At 72.5% G+C, this 14,906-nt stretch carries 11 protein-coding genes; 7 read left to right on the forward strand and 4 right to left on the reverse strand.

The genetic code is table 11. The features are described from left to right. Positions 1–170 precede the first annotated feature (170 nt). The 3 genes from AC1DP1_RS00530 to AC1DP1_RS00540 all read right to left on the reverse strand — a co-directional run bounded on the left by AC1DP1_RS00530 (position 171) and on the right by AC1DP1_RS00540 (position 5,912). A complete protein-coding gene (locus tag AC1DP1_RS00530) occupies positions 171–3,494 on the reverse strand; it encodes an Rne/Rng family ribonuclease (protein ID WP_477505175.1) in 3,324 nt (1,107 codons plus the stop codon). Positions 3,495–3,815: 321 nt separating this feature from the next. Continuing rightward, positions 3,816–4,544 carry a TIGR03936 family radical SAM-associated protein gene (locus AC1DP1_RS00535; protein WP_477505176.1) on the reverse strand — a complete coding sequence of 243 codons (729 nt, stop codon included), beginning with the start codon at positions 4,542–4,544 and terminating at the stop codon, positions 3,816–3,818. 51 nt (positions 4,545–4,595) lie between these two features. Further along, entirely contained in the window at positions 4,596–5,912 is a 1,317-nt protein-coding gene (locus AC1DP1_RS00540) for a hypothetical protein (RefSeq protein ID WP_477505177.1), read from the reverse strand. A 67-nt stretch (positions 5,913–5,979) separates the two neighbouring features. Between AC1DP1_RS00540 and AC1DP1_RS00545 the strand changes: the two genes are divergently transcribed. The 7 genes from AC1DP1_RS00545 to AC1DP1_RS00575 all read left to right on the forward strand — a co-directional run bounded on the left by AC1DP1_RS00545 (position 5,980) and on the right by AC1DP1_RS00575 (position 12,884). Beyond that, positions 5,980–6,768: a glycosyltransferase family 2 protein gene (locus AC1DP1_RS00545; protein ID WP_477505178.1), complete on the forward strand. Its 789-nt coding sequence runs from the start codon at positions 5,980–5,982 to the stop codon at positions 6,766–6,768. After that, positions 6,765–7,196 carry a DUF2304 domain-containing protein gene (locus tag AC1DP1_RS00550; RefSeq protein ID WP_477505179.1) on the forward strand — a complete coding sequence of 144 codons (432 nt, stop codon included), beginning with the start codon at positions 6,765–6,767 and terminating at the stop codon, positions 7,194–7,196. Before AC1DP1_RS00545 ends, AC1DP1_RS00550 begins: the two co-directional genes overlap by 4 nt. After that, the gene (locus AC1DP1_RS00555) at positions 7,193–8,125 is read left to right on the forward strand and encodes a glycosyltransferase family 2 protein (protein WP_477505180.1); all 933 of its coding nucleotides are present in this window, start codon (positions 7,193–7,195) and stop codon (positions 8,123–8,125) included. Before AC1DP1_RS00550 ends, AC1DP1_RS00555 begins: the two co-directional genes overlap by 4 nt. A 326-nt stretch (positions 8,126–8,451) precedes the next feature. Next, a complete protein-coding gene (locus AC1DP1_RS00560; RefSeq protein ID WP_477505181.1) occupies positions 8,452–9,753 on the forward strand; it encodes a hypothetical protein in 1,302 nt (433 codons plus the stop codon). Between the two features lie 89 nt (positions 9,754–9,842). Beyond that, positions 9,843–10,988 carry a DegT/DnrJ/EryC1/StrS family aminotransferase gene (locus tag AC1DP1_RS00565; RefSeq protein ID WP_477505182.1) on the forward strand — a complete coding sequence of 382 codons (1,146 nt, stop codon included), beginning with the start codon at positions 9,843–9,845 and terminating at the stop codon, positions 10,986–10,988. A gap of 25 nt (positions 10,989–11,013) precedes the next feature. Next, positions 11,014–11,709, forward strand: a complete 696-nt coding sequence (locus AC1DP1_RS00570) for an acyl-ACP--UDP-N-acetylglucosamine O-acyltransferase family protein (protein WP_477505183.1) — start codon at positions 11,014–11,016, stop codon at positions 11,707–11,709. Between the two features lie 62 nt (positions 11,710–11,771). Beyond that, entirely contained in the window at positions 11,772–12,884 is a 1,113-nt protein-coding gene (locus AC1DP1_RS00575) for a DegT/DnrJ/EryC1/StrS family aminotransferase (RefSeq protein ID WP_477505184.1), read from the forward strand. A gap of 61 nt (positions 12,885–12,945) precedes the next feature. Here the strand turns inward: AC1DP1_RS00575 and AC1DP1_RS00580 are convergent, their stop codons facing one another. Continuing rightward, the gene (locus AC1DP1_RS00580; RefSeq protein WP_477505185.1) at positions 12,946–14,856 is read right to left on the reverse strand and encodes a DUF7657 domain-containing protein; all 1,911 of its coding nucleotides are present in this window, start codon (positions 14,854–14,856) and stop codon (positions 12,946–12,948) included. Between the last annotated feature and the right edge of the window lie 50 nt (positions 14,857–14,906).

The raw sequence follows: 14,906 nt of genomic DNA on the forward strand, positions 1-14,906 counted from the left end.
GAACTACTGGTCTCAGAACTGGGGCTCTGCGCACGACACCGCCTGGAACTTCGGGCGAGTACGCCGCGTGGCGGGCGCGCAGGGATGGTGTGTCGAACACCGAGGGTCAAGACTACGGGATCGGGTGCCGACCGGGCAAAACGAGGTCGGCCACCCCCTTTTTCCGAGCCCTATCGCTTGCGCGAGCCCTTCTTCTTGATCGGGACGTGCTCGACGACGGGCGCCTCGTCCGGCGCACCGGAAGCGGTGTCCGCCCCGTCGACCGGGGTGGGCGCGACGGCGTCACCGGACGGCGTACCGGTGCCGGGCTCGAGGCCCGCGGTGCCGGGCTCGACGACACCCGTCTGCGGCACGGTGCCCGCTCCCGACGGCGGACCGGCGGGGCGACTGGCGGACCGGCGACGCGTCCGCGTCACCACCTTGGGCTTCTCGGGCTCGGCCGGCGGCGCCTCGGCAGGCTCCTCGTCGGCCGACTCGGCGGCCTTCTCGGCAGCCGGCTCGCTCGACGGGGCGCGGCTGGCCGGAGCTGCGTCGACGGGCGGTGCCTGGACCGGCGGAGCCTCGGCGCGCGGCGCCTGGGCGCGCGGTGCCTCGGCGACCTCGTCCGCGGCCGCTTCGGTCGACCGGGCGTCGCCCGACTGCTCGCCCGACACGTCGGCAGCGTCCGCTGACGCCTCCTCGACCGGGCGCTCGTGGCGCGCCATCGCGGCGACGTCCTTGGGCGACGGGGCGGACGAGTGGGCGTGGTGCGGATCGCTGGTCTTCGCGTCGGCGTTGCCGCCGCCGTTGTCGTTGCCGGAGTCGTCGTTGCCCGAGCCGCGACGACCGCGGCGACGGTTGCTGCGCCGACCCTCGCCGTCGTCGGCGCGCGCGTCGGGGTCCACGGGCTGGTCCTTGATGACCACGCCACGGCCGTGGCAGGCCTCGCAGTTCTCGCTGAACGCCTCGACCAGGCCGGTGCCGATCCGCTTGCGGGTCATCTGCACCAGGCCGAGCGAGGTCACCTCGGCGACCTGGTGGCGGGTGCGGTCACGGCCCAGGCACTCGACGAGCCGCCGGACCACGAGATCACGGTTGGACTCGAGCACCATGTCGATGAAGTCGACCACGATGATGCCGCCGATGTCGCGCAGGCGGAGCTGGCGCACGATCTCCTCGGCGGCCTCGAGGTTGTTCTTGGTGACCGTCTCCTCGAGGTTGCCCCCGGACCCGGTGAACTTGCCGGTGTTGACGTCGACGACGGTCATCGCCTCGGTGCGGTCGATGATCAGGGAGCCGCCCGACGGCAGCCAGACCTTGCGGTCCAGTCCCTTGTGGATCTGCTCGTCGATCCGGTACGTCGCGAACACGTCGCCACCGGTCGCACCGCGCTCGAACCTCTCGAGGCGCTCGGCGAGGTCCGGGGCGACCGACTCGACGTAGCCGTGGACGGTGTCCCAGGCGTCGTCGCCCTCGATGACGAGCTTGGCGAAGTCCTCGGTGAACAGGTCACGCACGACCTTCAGGGTCAGGTCGGGCTCCCCGTAGAGCAGCTGCGGGCCCGAACCCTTGTGGGTCGCCTTCTTCTCGATGTCCTCCCAGCGGGCCTTGAGTCGCTCGACGTCACGCGTCAGCTCGTCCTCGCTGGCGCCCTCGGCCGCGGTGCGCACGATGACGCCGGCGGTGTCGGGGACGATCTCCTTCAGGAGGGTCTTCAGGCGGCCGCGCTCGGTGTCGGGCAGCTTGCGCGAGATGCCGGAGGTGGTGCCGTCCGGGACGTAGACGAGGAAGCGACCGGCGAGGCTGACCTGGCTGGTCAGTCGGGCGCCCTTGTGGCCGACCGGGTCCTTGGTGACCTGCACGAGGATCATCTGGCCGCTCGAGAGCACCGACTCGATCTTGCGGGGCTGGCCCTCCTTGTGGCCGAGCGACTGCCAGTTGACCTCGCCGGCGTACAGGACCGCGTTGCGGCCCTTGCCGATGTCGATGAACGCGGCCTCCATCGACGGGAGCACGTTCTGGACGCGGCCGAGGTAGACGTTGCCGATGAGCGAGGTCTGGGACTCCCGGGCCACGTAGTGCTCGACGAGGACCTTGTCCTCGAGGACACCGATCTGGATGAGGTCCTTGCGCTGGCGGATCACCATGATCCGCTCCACCGACTCGCGGCGGGCGAGGAACTCGGCCTCGCTCACGATCGGGGCCCGGCGGCGACCGGCCTCGCGGCCCTCGCGGCGGCGCTGCTTCTTGGCCTCGAGACGGGTCGAACCCTGGACCGAGGTGATCTGGTCCTCGGCCGAGCGGGTCTTGCGGACCCGGGTCACGGTGTTCGGCTCGGCGTCGTCGGAGGAGCCCTCGTCGCCCGAGCGGCGGCGACGGCGACGGCGGCGCGAGGTGCCCTCGCCGGTGCCGTCGGTCGTGTCGGAGTCCGCGTCCGTCGAGGCGGGGCTCGCGGGGGCCTCGGTGGGGTCGTCGGCCGTGTCGGCGGAGCCGGACTCGGCCGCGCCCTCGCTCTCACCCTCGCCGGACTTGCGGCGACGACGGCCGCCGCGGCGGCGACGACGACGACCGCCGCCCTCGCCGTCACCCTCGGTGTCGTCAGCGGACTCGGACGAGTCGGTGTCGGTCCCGGTGTCGGACTCGGTGGTGGTCTCCGTGCTGGTCTCGGCGCCCTCAGCGCCCTCGGTGGCCTCGAGCTCCGCGAGCGCTGCGGCGGCGTCCTCGTCCTCGTCGGCGACGGGCGCCTCCTCGACAGCGGCGGCCTTCTTGCCGGACCGCTTCCGGGCCGGCCGGTCAGCGGCGGACTTCTTCGCCGCCGACTTCTTCGCAGCCGACTTCTTCGCCGGTGCCGCGGCCTCGGTGTCCTCGGTGGCGACAGCGGCGTCGGTGGACTCGGTCGTCTCGGTGGACTCCGCAGCGTCGGCCGTCTCGACCGGGACGGGCGCGGCCTTCTTGCGGGTACGGCGGGTGGTCGTGGTGACGACGGGCGCCTGGAACAGCACGGCGTGACCGGTGGCGGCGTCGGAGGCCTCAGCGGTCCCGGCTGCCTCGGCGGTCTCGTCGGCGTCAGCAGCCGCCGGCGCGGGTGCGGCTGAAGTCTTCTTGGCGGTGCGCTTGGCCGCGGTCTTCTTGGCCGGCGCCTTGGCGGCGGCGGACTTCCGGGCAGCCGCCTTCCTGGCCGGAGCCGGAGCCTCGTCGGCCGGGACGGCCTCGGCCGGCGCGACGGCAGCGTCGGGCTCGGGGGTCGCGGCGGTCTTCTTCGCGGCGCTCTTGCGCGCCGGCGCCTTCTTGGCAGGCGCTCGACGCGAGGTGGTCTTCTGCACGACCGGGGCGTCGGCGTCTCCGGTGTCACCGGTCTCGCTGGCGTCGGGGGCGGGCGCGGCGGCCGCCTTCTTCGCAGGCGCCTTGCGCGTCCGCCGGGTCACGACGGGCGTGGCAGGCGCGGCGGCCTCGGTGGGCTGGCCCGCCTCCGACTCGGTGCGCTCGGGCTGGTCGTTCTGGTCATCACTGAGCATGTGGTGCTCCTCGGGCACCGTGACGGTGCCGGTACGGCGTCCGCCCCTCTCGCAGGACGATCGGCGCGGACGCAAAGCTTCTGTGGCGGCGACCCCCTCCGCGGGTGCGTCTCCGGTCGGCCGGTGCGCCACCCGCCGCGGTCGCCGGGCCCCTGAGTCGCTGTCACCGACTCGTGTGGCCGCGTCGCGGTCCGGTGACGTCCACCCATCCGGGGTGCCGACCGCTGGTGCGGCCGGCGAGAACGTCGTCGGCTCGACGGATCCCGACGGTGGTCAGGGCGTCGAACGTGGCGAGTATCGCACACCGCGACCGGAGTGGCGCTATGCCCGATCCGCCAGCGGGTCGCCGACCTGGTCCGACCCGAGCAGGGGGCCCTGGGCCAGCCGCGTCATCAGCGGCGCCTCGTCCATCGGCAGGCCGGCCACGGCCTCGAGCCCGCGCAGGACGTCGTCGGGACGCACGGCCGGGGTCCCGTGCCGCAGCACCACGTCCATCGACGTACGTCCGGGGGCGGCCACGTCGGCCGCGTCGACCACCAGCGTGAGGACCGCGCCGCGCGCGTCGAACTCGCGCATCCCCTTCTTGGTCATCCGCTCCACGAGCACCTCGTCGGCTGCCAGGAACCGCGCGACGGCGTCCGCGACCGCGGCGTGGTCGGCGGTCAGCCCGATCCGCCAGCGGCTGGCCTCGAGCAGGTCGGCCAGCGACCCCCCGGGCGACTCGGCGACCTCGAGGACGTCCAGCCCGGGCGGGAGCGCCTCGTCGAGCATCGCGTGGACGTCGTCCGCCCTGACGACCTGGGCGAGGGCCAGCTCGAGGTACTCCGCCTCGCTGGCGGACCCCGTCGGCGCAGCGCCGGCGTAGGAGATGCGCGGGTGCGGGTTGAAGCCGGACGAGTAGGCCATGGGCACCCGCGCGCGGAAGACGGCACGCTCGAAGGCGCGGCTGAAGTCGCGGTGGCTGGTGAAGCGCATCCGCCCCCGCTTGGCGTAGCGGACGCGGAGTCGCTGGACGGGAGGGGCCTGCTGCTCGGGTTGCTGCTGGGGCACGGCTGAACGGTAGTGCCGTGCAGCAGCCTCGCCGAAGTCGGCGGCGTCGGCTCAGAAGTTGACCGGGATGAGCTCGAGCCACCAGGGCAGCACGAGGTACGCCGCGAGCAGCAACCAGGACACGACGAGCGCGGTGCGCGTGCGCAGCAGCAGCCAGGCCGCCAACGCCAGACCGAGCGGCCACAGCGCCAGGCCGTACCGGTACTGGATCGGGACGTACTGGTCGGAGCTGACGAAGACCAGCACCACGAGAACGATCGGCGAGACGACGGCGCCGAGGACGTAGCCCGCCGCGACCGGGCGCAACAGCGGGGCCTCCCGATGACCGCTCCCACCCCACACAGCCAGGGCCGAACCGGTGAGCGCGGCCATCAGCATGGTGCCGAGGAGGACGGTGCCATGGCCGACGACGGGTCCGACGAAGCGGGTGCTGTCAAGCATGAGCAGGGCCGGGTCCAGCGACGTCGCTGCGTAGTCGCCGGGCGGGGCCACCTCGGCGAAGCGCATCGCGCCGACGACCGCCAGCCACCCGGCCGTGAGGACGACCGAGCTGATCCCGAGCGCGAGGGAGCCGACCAGGGCCCGCAGGCGCAGCGGCCGCGGGAAGCGGTCCGAGGGCCACACAGCGACCACGAGCATCGCCAGGCACATCGCGACTGTGATCGTCAGGTTGGTGCCCTTGACGAGGCCGACCAGGACGCCGCCGATCACGAGGGTCCACCAAGGCCACTCACGGCGCAGGAACCTCAACGTCGCCAGGGCGACGAAGGCGCCGACCGGAACGTCGAGGGCGTGCGGGGTCATGTAGTGGTACTGCATCAGGAAGACCGGCACCGTCGTCACTGCGATCGACGCGGTCGCCGACGCGGCACGGGTCGCGCCCACCGCGCGCGACAGGATCCAGACGGACCACATGCCCAGGGCCGCCCACAGGATGCCGACGAGGCGTCCGGCGGTCACGGGGTTGTCGACCACACCGACCAGCGTCGCCACCTTGGCCACGGCACCGGTTGCCCAAAAGTAGGTTGGCGGGTCGGAGGCCGCGGAGTTGGTCGTGTGGCGGACCTTGGGCTCGGGACGGCAGTCCGCGGGCGGCACGATCGTCTCGATGCCGCGACAGGTCAGCAGCCGCTGGCCCCACCGGGAGATCTCCTCGCCCTCGCGGCTGACCAGGTCGCCCTCCATGACCTGGTGCACGCGGTCCGCGTACTGCCACTCGTCGAAGACACTGAGCTGGGGGTGCTGTACCGCCTTCGTCGCCACGATGGGCAGGGCCAGCAGGGCGAAGGCGACCAGCAGCAGGAGGTGGCGCTGCCACGGTCGCGTCCGTCCGGCTGCCTGCCGCAGGCGCTCTCCTCGCGCAATCACCGGCACATCCTGACAGCCCGCTTCCGGCGACGCGGGGAGCAGGTCGCCCCGTTGCTACGGTTCGGGCATGCCGCCACCTGCTGCCGTACCGCGCGCGCTCGTGATCGTGCCGGCCTGGAACGAGCAGGACTCGATCGGCACCACGGTGGCCGAGATCTTCGCCACCAACCCCGATCTCGACGTCCTCGTCGTCGACGACGGCTCCAGCGACCGTACGGCGCAGCTGGCGCGTGCCGCGGGCGCCGAGGTCTGCGTGCTGCCCTTCAACCTCGGTGTCGGTGGCGCGATGCGCGCGGGCTACCGCTACGCGTTGCGTCACGGCTACGAGGTCGCCGTGCAGGTCGACGCGGACGGCCAGCACGATCCGCGCTACGTGAAGGCGCTGCTGGAGGCGCTGGACGGTGCCGACGTCGTCATCGGCGCCCGGTTCGCCCGTGAGGGCGACCCCTACCGCGTCCGCGGCCCGCGCCGCTGGGCCATGGTCTTCCTCGCCGCGGTGCTCAGCAGGCTCGCAGGCACCCGGCTCACCGACGTCACTTCCGGCTTCCGCGCGACCAATGGCCGCGCGATCCGGGTCTTCGCCGCCCACTACCCGGCGGAGTACCTCGGCGACACCGTCGAATCGCTCGTCATCGCGATACGCACCGGTCACGTCGTCACCCAGGTGCCGGTCGACATGCGGGTGCGCACCGGCGGGAAGGCAAGCGCGTCCCCCATCCGTGCCGCGATATACCTCGTCCGGGCCGTCGTCGCACTGTGCCTGGCCCTTGTCCGGCGATGGACCGCCACCGTCGAGCCCGATGTCCCGCGCGAGCAGTACGACTCCTCCCCCACCGACCCGGGGACCGCGTCATGACCGGATCGACGATCCTCGGCCTGGTCGGCTCGGTCCTCATCCTGGTCACGCTCTTCGAGATGCTGCGCCGCCAGCGGCTGCGGGAGAAGTACGCGCTCTTCTGGAGCCTGATCGCCGTCGCTGCCCTCGTCCTCGCACTCTTCCCCGGCCTGCTGGCCGGCTTGACCAGCGCTCTCGGCGTCGCGCTGCCGGTCAACCTCGCGTTCTTCGTCGGCGGGCTGCTGCTCTTCCTCGTCTCGCTGCAGCACAGCGCCGATCTCGGCCGCCTCGAAGAGCGCACCCGCACCCTTGCCGAGGAGGTGGCGGTGCTCCGGCTGGAGCTCGACCGGCTCCAACGTCGTTCGGACGACGGCCCGGAGGGACGGCCATACGGCCTCGACGGCCCCACCGACGGCCGTCCCGGCGGCCGACCCCAGGGCCCGGAGTGAGCGAGTCCGGGGCCGCCGCCCGCGACGGGGTCGTGCACCTGCTCGTGCCCTACTGGGGCGACCCCGCGTTGCTCGACCAGACGGTGGCGAGCGTGCTGGCCCAGGACGACGACCGGTGGGCGCTGACCATCGTCGACGACTGCTACCCCGACCCCACCGCCCAGCAGCGCTGGGACGGGCACCCTGACCCGCGCGTCACCTACGTGCGCAACGACACCAACCTCGGCGTGACGGGCAACTTCGAGCGGTGCCGCACCCTGGTGGCCCACGAGCTCGCCGCCTTCCCGGGCTGCGACGACCTGCTCCACCCCTCCTACGTACGGCGGGTCCGGGGGGCGTTCGACGCCTTCCCCGAGGCGGCCGTGTTCCAGCCGGGCGTGCACGTGGTCGACGAGCATGGCGCCGAGGTTCACGGGCTGGCCGAACGGGTGAAGTCGTGGCTGCGCCCGAACGTCGCCGTACCGACGCTGCTCGGGGGTGAGCGACTCGCGACCGGGCTGCTGCACGGGGACTGGCTCTACTGGCCGTCGCTGGCCTTCCGCAGCGCCGCGCTCGCCGGTCGGCCGTTCCGGCAGGACCTGCCGGTGATCCTCGACCTGGCGCTCGTGATGGACGTCATCACCGACGGGGGCGGGCTGGTGCTCGACCCCGAGGTCTGCTTCACCTACCGCCGCCACGACGCCAGCGCGTCCTCGACCGCCCGTTTCGACGGCCAGCGGTTCAGCGACGAGGAGCGCTTCCACCGCGAGGTCGGGGCGCGCCTCGACGAGCTCGGGTGGCGCCGTGCGCGGCGCGCGGCGCGGTGGCACGCCACCAGCCGTCTGCACGCGGTGTCGCTGCTGCCCGGCGCGCTGCGCACCCGCGACTGCGGCCAGGTGGGACCCCTGCTCGGGCACGCACTGGGCCGCGCGCAGGACCTGGACCAGTGAGCACGCCCCGGTGACCCGGACCGCGCCCGCCGCGCGTGACCAGCCTGCGGGCGCTGCCGGCCAGATGACGAGGGGGCGTCGGCCCATGGTGCGGATCGACCGCATGCGAGGTGCCCGCACTCCTGGTCGTGGCACGGGCTAGTCTTCCGCGCGGCGCGACGGGAGACTAGCCCGAGACGAGCGGGGGCTGAGCAGGAGTGCGGAGCAAGACGATCCACGTCGCTGCACGGCAGCACCGCAGCTCACGCAGTGCCTACGTCCTCTGCGGCCTGGTGTTGGCGGTGCTGGCGATCGGTCTGTGGGTGCGAGCGGGCGAGGGGATGCCCATGAGCGCCGTCGACGAGCACATGCACCTCGACACGCACGTGCACGTGCACCGGGGCGACTTCCCGCACCGCGGGTCGCTGATGACGATGGACGTCGTGCGCGAGTGGGCCTGCGGCGTCGGCCACGAGGCGGGTGCCGCCATGGCGCCCTGCGACCACCCGGACCTCGGCCCGAACTCGCTGCCGTCGGGCATCTACACCAGTGGATACGTGCACTACCCGACGTACTTCATCGCCGGGGAGGGATATCGCGCCGTCGAGGAGGCCGTCGCCGCCCCGGACTCGTGGGTGGACACCTATCGCCGGTACGCCGCACTGCTCACCATCGCTGGCCTGGTGGCCTGCCTGGTCGCAGGGCTGGCGCTGGGGTTCCGCGGTGCCGCGCTCGTCGCTGCCACCGTCGCGCCCACAGCGACCGCGGGGATCCTGCTCTACGGCACGATCGCCAACCCCGAGTCCGCCGCGACCCTGTTCGGGGCGCTGATCGCGTGGACGGGCATCAGGTGGGTGCAGACCGGACGCGGCTTCTGGTGGCTGGCGGCGGCCACGGCGCTCGCCTCCGGCGTCGCCGTCACGCACTCGCTGCCGGCTGGCGTCTTCATGCTCGCGATCATCGTCGCACCGCTGTTGCGGCGCATCGGGTGGCGCGTGTCCGGGGAATGGAGCCCGCGGTGGTGGCAGCTCGGAGTCCTCACGGTGCTCGTCGTGGCCCCGGTCATCGTGTTCGGCTGGTGGACCTCGTCGCGCGCCACCCTCTCCAACGAGGAGCTCTACGCATTCGTCGCCCTCGACTCGTGGCGCACCGTGGTCACCGGGGCGCTCGAGGAGCTGCTCGTCATCCACAGCCCGTGGTACGGCACCGAGTCCCTGGGAGCCGGTGCGGACGGCACCCTTCCCCAAAGGCTGCTCCGGGCCGGCGCGCAGGGCCTGCCCCTGTGGCTGACCATCGCCGTGTTCGCCGTCCTCGCCGTGGCGGGTGCGCGCGTGTGCTCCCGGGTCGTGGCCGATCGCAGGCGCGGCGCCGACGCGGTCCCCGTCGAGGAGTCACGAGCCCTGTCCCCGACCGGCCTCATCACCGTCTGCGCCCTCGTCGGAATCACGGTCTACCCAGTCCTGTTGAGGGCGAGCAACGCCATCACCATGGGCTTTGACCATCCGGTCGTCGCACGCTACTCGATCGGCTTCGCGCCCCTGCTGATCTGGCTGGTGCTGCTGCTCGCGCGCGACCGTCCCCTCCTCACGAGGGGCGTGGCCACTGTCGCCGTGGTCTCATCCCTGGCCGTCGGCCTGGCGATCTGGTGACGGGGGCGCGGTCTCGTGCCCGCCGTCTTGGGGCGTGACGGTGCCCACGACTAGGTTGGTGCGCCGCACGCACTCAGGAAGGTGACGACATGCAGTCTGTTCGACAGGTGGCCCTCGGCCAGCCCACGGTCGGCGAGGAGGAGATCGAAGCCCTGCGCGACGTCTTCGCCAGCGGCTGGCTCTCCGGCGCAGGTCCGACGTGTGTCGCCTTCGAGGGTGAGTTCGCCGAGACCACCGGCACGACCCACGCGCTCGCGACCTCCAACTGCGGCTCGTCGCTCCACCTCGCCCTGCAGGTCCTCGGCGCCGGACCCGGCGACGAGGTCATCGTGGCCGACTACACCTTCCCGGCCACCGGCCACTCGGTCGTGTGGACCGGTGCGACGCCCCGCTTTGCCGACGTGCGCCCCGACATCGGCACCATCGACGTCGACTCGGCGGCCGCCCTGGTCAACGAGCGCACCGTCGGCATCATCGCCGTCGACATGGTCGGCCAGCCGGCCGACTACGACGAGCTGGCCTCGCTGGCCCAGCGCCACGGACTCTGGTTGCTCGAGGACGCCGCCTGCTCGGCCGGCGCGACCTACAAGGGCCGTCCCGCAGGCAGCCTCGCCGACCTGGCGGCGTTCAGCTTCCACGGCCGCAAGGGCATCACCGCAGGTGAGGGAGGCGCGCTCGTCGGCTCCGACGCCGAGCGGATGAGTCTGGCCCGCAAGCTGCACACCTACGGCATCGCACCGGCCGTCAGTCGCGAGGGGACCTCCTCGCTGGCCGTGCCGTCCTTCGACACCGCGGGCTACAACTACCGGATGTCCGACGTGCAGGCAGCCATGATGCGCGTCCAGCTCAAGCGCCTCCCCGACCTCGTCGCGTCGCGCACCGCCGCCGCGGACGGCTACGCCGAACGGCTCGCCGACGTCGACGGGATCGACTTGCCGGTCGTGCTGGAGGACCGCACCCACCCGTGGCAGTCCTACCTCGTCACCAGCCACGACTCCGTCGACCGCGACGCCGTCGTCATGGCCCTCCGCGAGCGCGGCGTCGGCAGCAACTTCGGCACCTACGCCTCGCACGTCCAGCCGGTCTACGGCACCACCGACGTGTGCCCGGTGTCCGCCCGGCTGTTCACCTCGCAGTTCGCGCTGCCGATGCACGCCAACCTGTCGGCCGACGACCTGGACTACGTCGCCGAGCAGCTGCGCGCGGTCCTCGCCGACTCCGGCGTGCGCCGCTGAGCCGGGCGCAGGGAGCACAGCCGTCGTGAGCAACCGGATCCACCCCACCGCCGTGGTCGGGCCCGAGGTCACCCTCGGTGAGGGCAACACCATCGGCCCCTACTGCGTGCTGCAGGGCCGAGTCACCCTGGGCGACGACAACTACCTCGCCTCCCACGTCGTGGTGGGTGGGGCCGCGGAGGTCCGCGGGCACGACATGACGGCGTCATGGGAGGAGCCCTTCGACGGCGGTCCGGTGCTCATCGGGTCGCGCAACGTGCTGAAGGAGCTCGTCACCATCAGCGGTGGCTGGGCCCACGAGACCTCCGTGGGCGACGACGGCTTCTTCATGACCAAGGCGCACATCAACCACGACGGCCGCATCGGCGACGAGGTGACCGTGTCCGCCATGGTGGTCGCGGCCGGCCACGTCACCATCGGCGACGGCGCCAACCTCGGTCTCGGCACCGTCGTGCACCAGAGGCTCACGGTGCCGGAGGGATCGATGATCGGCATGCAGTCCGCCGTCACCCGCGAGCTCCCGCCCTTCGTCGTGAGCATGGGCGTGCCCGCTCGCGCCGCACGCCTCAACACCTACCGCCTCGACCGCCTGGGCGTGCCGGCCGACCAGCACGAGCCGCTCGCGGCGGTGCTCCTCCACGGCTCGCGCGACACCTCCGCGATCCAGGACTCGCTGCGGCCCTCCGTCGACGCGTGGCTCGACCGCTCCGCGTCCCACTGACACCGAACCCACGACAGCCCACCAGGCTCACGCCCCGCCACACCAGCACCGAAAGGCACCCCATGTCCGCCGAGTCCGTCCCGTTCATCCCGCCCGCAAAACCGATCGTCGGCGATGACGAGCGCGCTGCCGTGGACCGCGTCATGCGCTCGGGCATGATCGCCCAGGGTCCCGAGGTTGCCGCCTTCGAGCAGGAGTTCGGCACCACGGTCACGGGCGGTCGCACGTGCGTGGCGGTCAACTCTGGCACCTCCGCGCTGCACCTGGGCCTGCTGGCCGCCGGCGTCGGCCCGGGCGACGAGGTCATCGTCCCGTCCTTCACCTTCGCTGCGACCGCCAACTCCGTGGCCCTCACCGGCGCGACGCCGGTCTTCGCCGACGTCGAGCCCGACTATTTCTGCCTCGACGCCGACAGCGTCCGCGCCGCGGTCACCGAGCGCACGGCCGCGATCATGCCGGTCCACCTCTACGGCCACCCGGCCGACGTGGACGCCCTGCGCGCGATCGCCGACGAGCACGGACTGCGGCTCTTCGAGGACGCGGCGCAGGCCCACCTCGCCACGTGGAAGGGCACCCAGGTCGGCACGTTCGGCGACTTCGCGATGTTCAGCCTCTACCCCACCAAGAACATGACCTCCGGCGAGGGCGGCATGGTCTCCTGCGCCACCGACGACATCGCCCGCACGGTGCGCCTGCTGCGCAACCAGGGCATGGAGAAGCAGTACGCCAACGAGGTCATCGGCTTCAACGCCCGGATGACCGACATCCACGCCGCCATCGGCCGGGTGCAGCTCACCAAGGTCGAGGGCTGGACGAAGGTCCGCCAGGACAACGCCGCCTACCTCGACAACCACCTCGACGGCGTCGTCGTGCCCCCGGTGGCCGAGGGCGCTACCCACGTCTACCACCAGTACACGATCAAGGTCGACGGCGCGGAGCGCGACCGGATCGTCACCGCGATGCGCGAGGAGCACCAGGTCGGCACGGGCGTCTACTACCCGATCCCCAACCACCAGCTCGCATCGCTCACCAAGTACGCCGATGGCCTCGAGCTCCCGGTGACCCAGCAGCTCGCGCGCGAGGTCATCTCGCTCCCGGTCCACCCGTCTCTGGACGAGGCCGACCTCGAGCGCATCGTGACGGCGGTCAACGCCACCGTCCGAGCCGGCGCCTGACGACCGCACCCGCACAGCCGCACCGGCCGGTGTCCCGCGGGGACGCCGGCCGGTCCTCGTCTCAGCCGCGGTCGCGCAGCGCGTAGACGTACTGCGGGCCGCCGTTCCAGGTGAACGTGCGCACCGGCGTCACGCAGCGCCCGGTCACCTCGATGGTGGAGACCAGGTAGCCGACGTCGAGGTCGCTCTCGGCGAGCCAGCACGGGTGGGCGTGGATGACGATGACGTCCGGGGCCGCCTCCTCCACCCAGGGCGCGTCGCGCTCGCCGTCGAAGGCGACGTAGAGATAGCTCGCCCCTCGGTTCCACACGTTCTCGTACTCGTGGTCGGGGTCGACCTTCTCCCACTCGGACACGATAGGGCCGGTGACCTGGTTGCCGGTGAGGGTCGGGGCGCCGTTGGCGATAAGGAGCGCGTTGGCGGCCATCGAGTTGGTCGCGATGAGCGTGCCGTCGGCCTCCGCGCGCTGGGTGAGTGCGCGGGCCGCGTCGGCCGCCGGGCTGGAGCGCAGGTCGCCCACCCCGCGTACGACCGGGTTGGCGTCGATGCCGGCGGCGAGGCACACAACGAGCGTGCCGACGACCGGCCAGGACCGGGACGGCCAGCGGGTCACGGCGTAGGCCACGGCCGACACCGCCAGCACCGCCGCCCAGACCTGCCAGGTGGCGAGGTCGGGCAGCGCCCGACGCGCGTCGGAGGCGCCGTAGGCCGTGACCACGCCCGTCGTCGCGGCGGCGGCGACGGCGAGGCGTGAGGAGTCCCCGGTCAGGCGGGAGACCAGCAGGACCAGCAGCAGCGTCGCCGGGAAGCCGACGGTCTGCGCCGCGCGCACCGGCAACACCGAGCTGAGCAGCGGGATGTTCTCGCCGAGCGACCCCCAGTCGAACATCGCCCATGCGCTCCAGAGGGCGGTGGCCACGGCGAGCGTGGCGATCGCACCCCGTTGGGCCGTGGTGGCACCCGTCCAGGCGCGCCGCCAAACCACCAGCGCCCAGAAGGCGCACACGAGGAAGCCGGAGGAGATCTCGCTCTGGTTGAGCAGGGTCGGCGCGGCCCCGTCCTCCATCTCGAACAACGCCGGCCCGCCGACGAGCTGAGCGGGCATCTGGGCCGCGCCGGTGACGCGCCGCAGCCCCGGATAGACGGTGTTGAGCTCGGCCGACAGCGACGCGGCGTTCTCGAGCAGCGTGCCGGCGAGCACGGCCAGCGAGACGAGGGCGCCCGCGCCGACGGTCAGCAGGGCCTGCCGCCGGGTGACCCGGTCGGCGACGAGGTAGACGCCGGTGGCGATGACGAGGGGCACGCCGAGGGTGAGCGACCACGGGACGTAGTAGGTCACCAGCCGGGCGAGCAGGATGCCCGCGACGGCGGCCTGGGCCAGCGCGGTGACACGTTTGCCGGCGACCATCCGGTCGCGCGCCAGCCAGAGCACGTAGCTGCCAGCGGCGGCGAAGGCCATGATGCGCACCGGCATGAACGACCACCACAGCGAGGCCGGGGCGAGGAAGACGAGCACGACGCCCAGCCAGGACAGGGGCCGCGAGGCACCCATCCGGCGCAGCAGCGGCGGCAGGGCGAGCAGGAGGAGGAGCCACGGCCACGCCCGGAAGGCGGAGAACAGCATCTCGTCGGGTAGCCAAGGTCCGAGGCGCAGGAAGTTGCCCTCGTGGAAGAGGACCGACTCCACGACCTGTCCGGAGGAGATCTGGTAGATCAGGTCGGGGTCCTGCGACAGGGCCGGAGCGGTCGACGAACCGGCCGCCAGCACCGACAGGTCGATCGGCGCTTGGGTGAGCCACTCGTCGCTGCGGATGGGGAGCGAGTTGCCCCACTGGTCGGCGCCCTCACCGGTGCCCTCGACCGAGAGCAGGCCGAGCGAGGAGGTCGACAGGCCACCGAGCGAGATGACGACATAGGCCAGCAGCGGCAGGAGCACCTCGAGCCGGTCGGCCCAGCTCCCGCGCAGCCGCATCGTCGGCCGCGGTGGAGGCGTGGCCGACGCGGTGTCCTCGGGGGGTTCCG

Source organism: Nocardioides sp. P4_G10 (assembly GCF_056401175.1).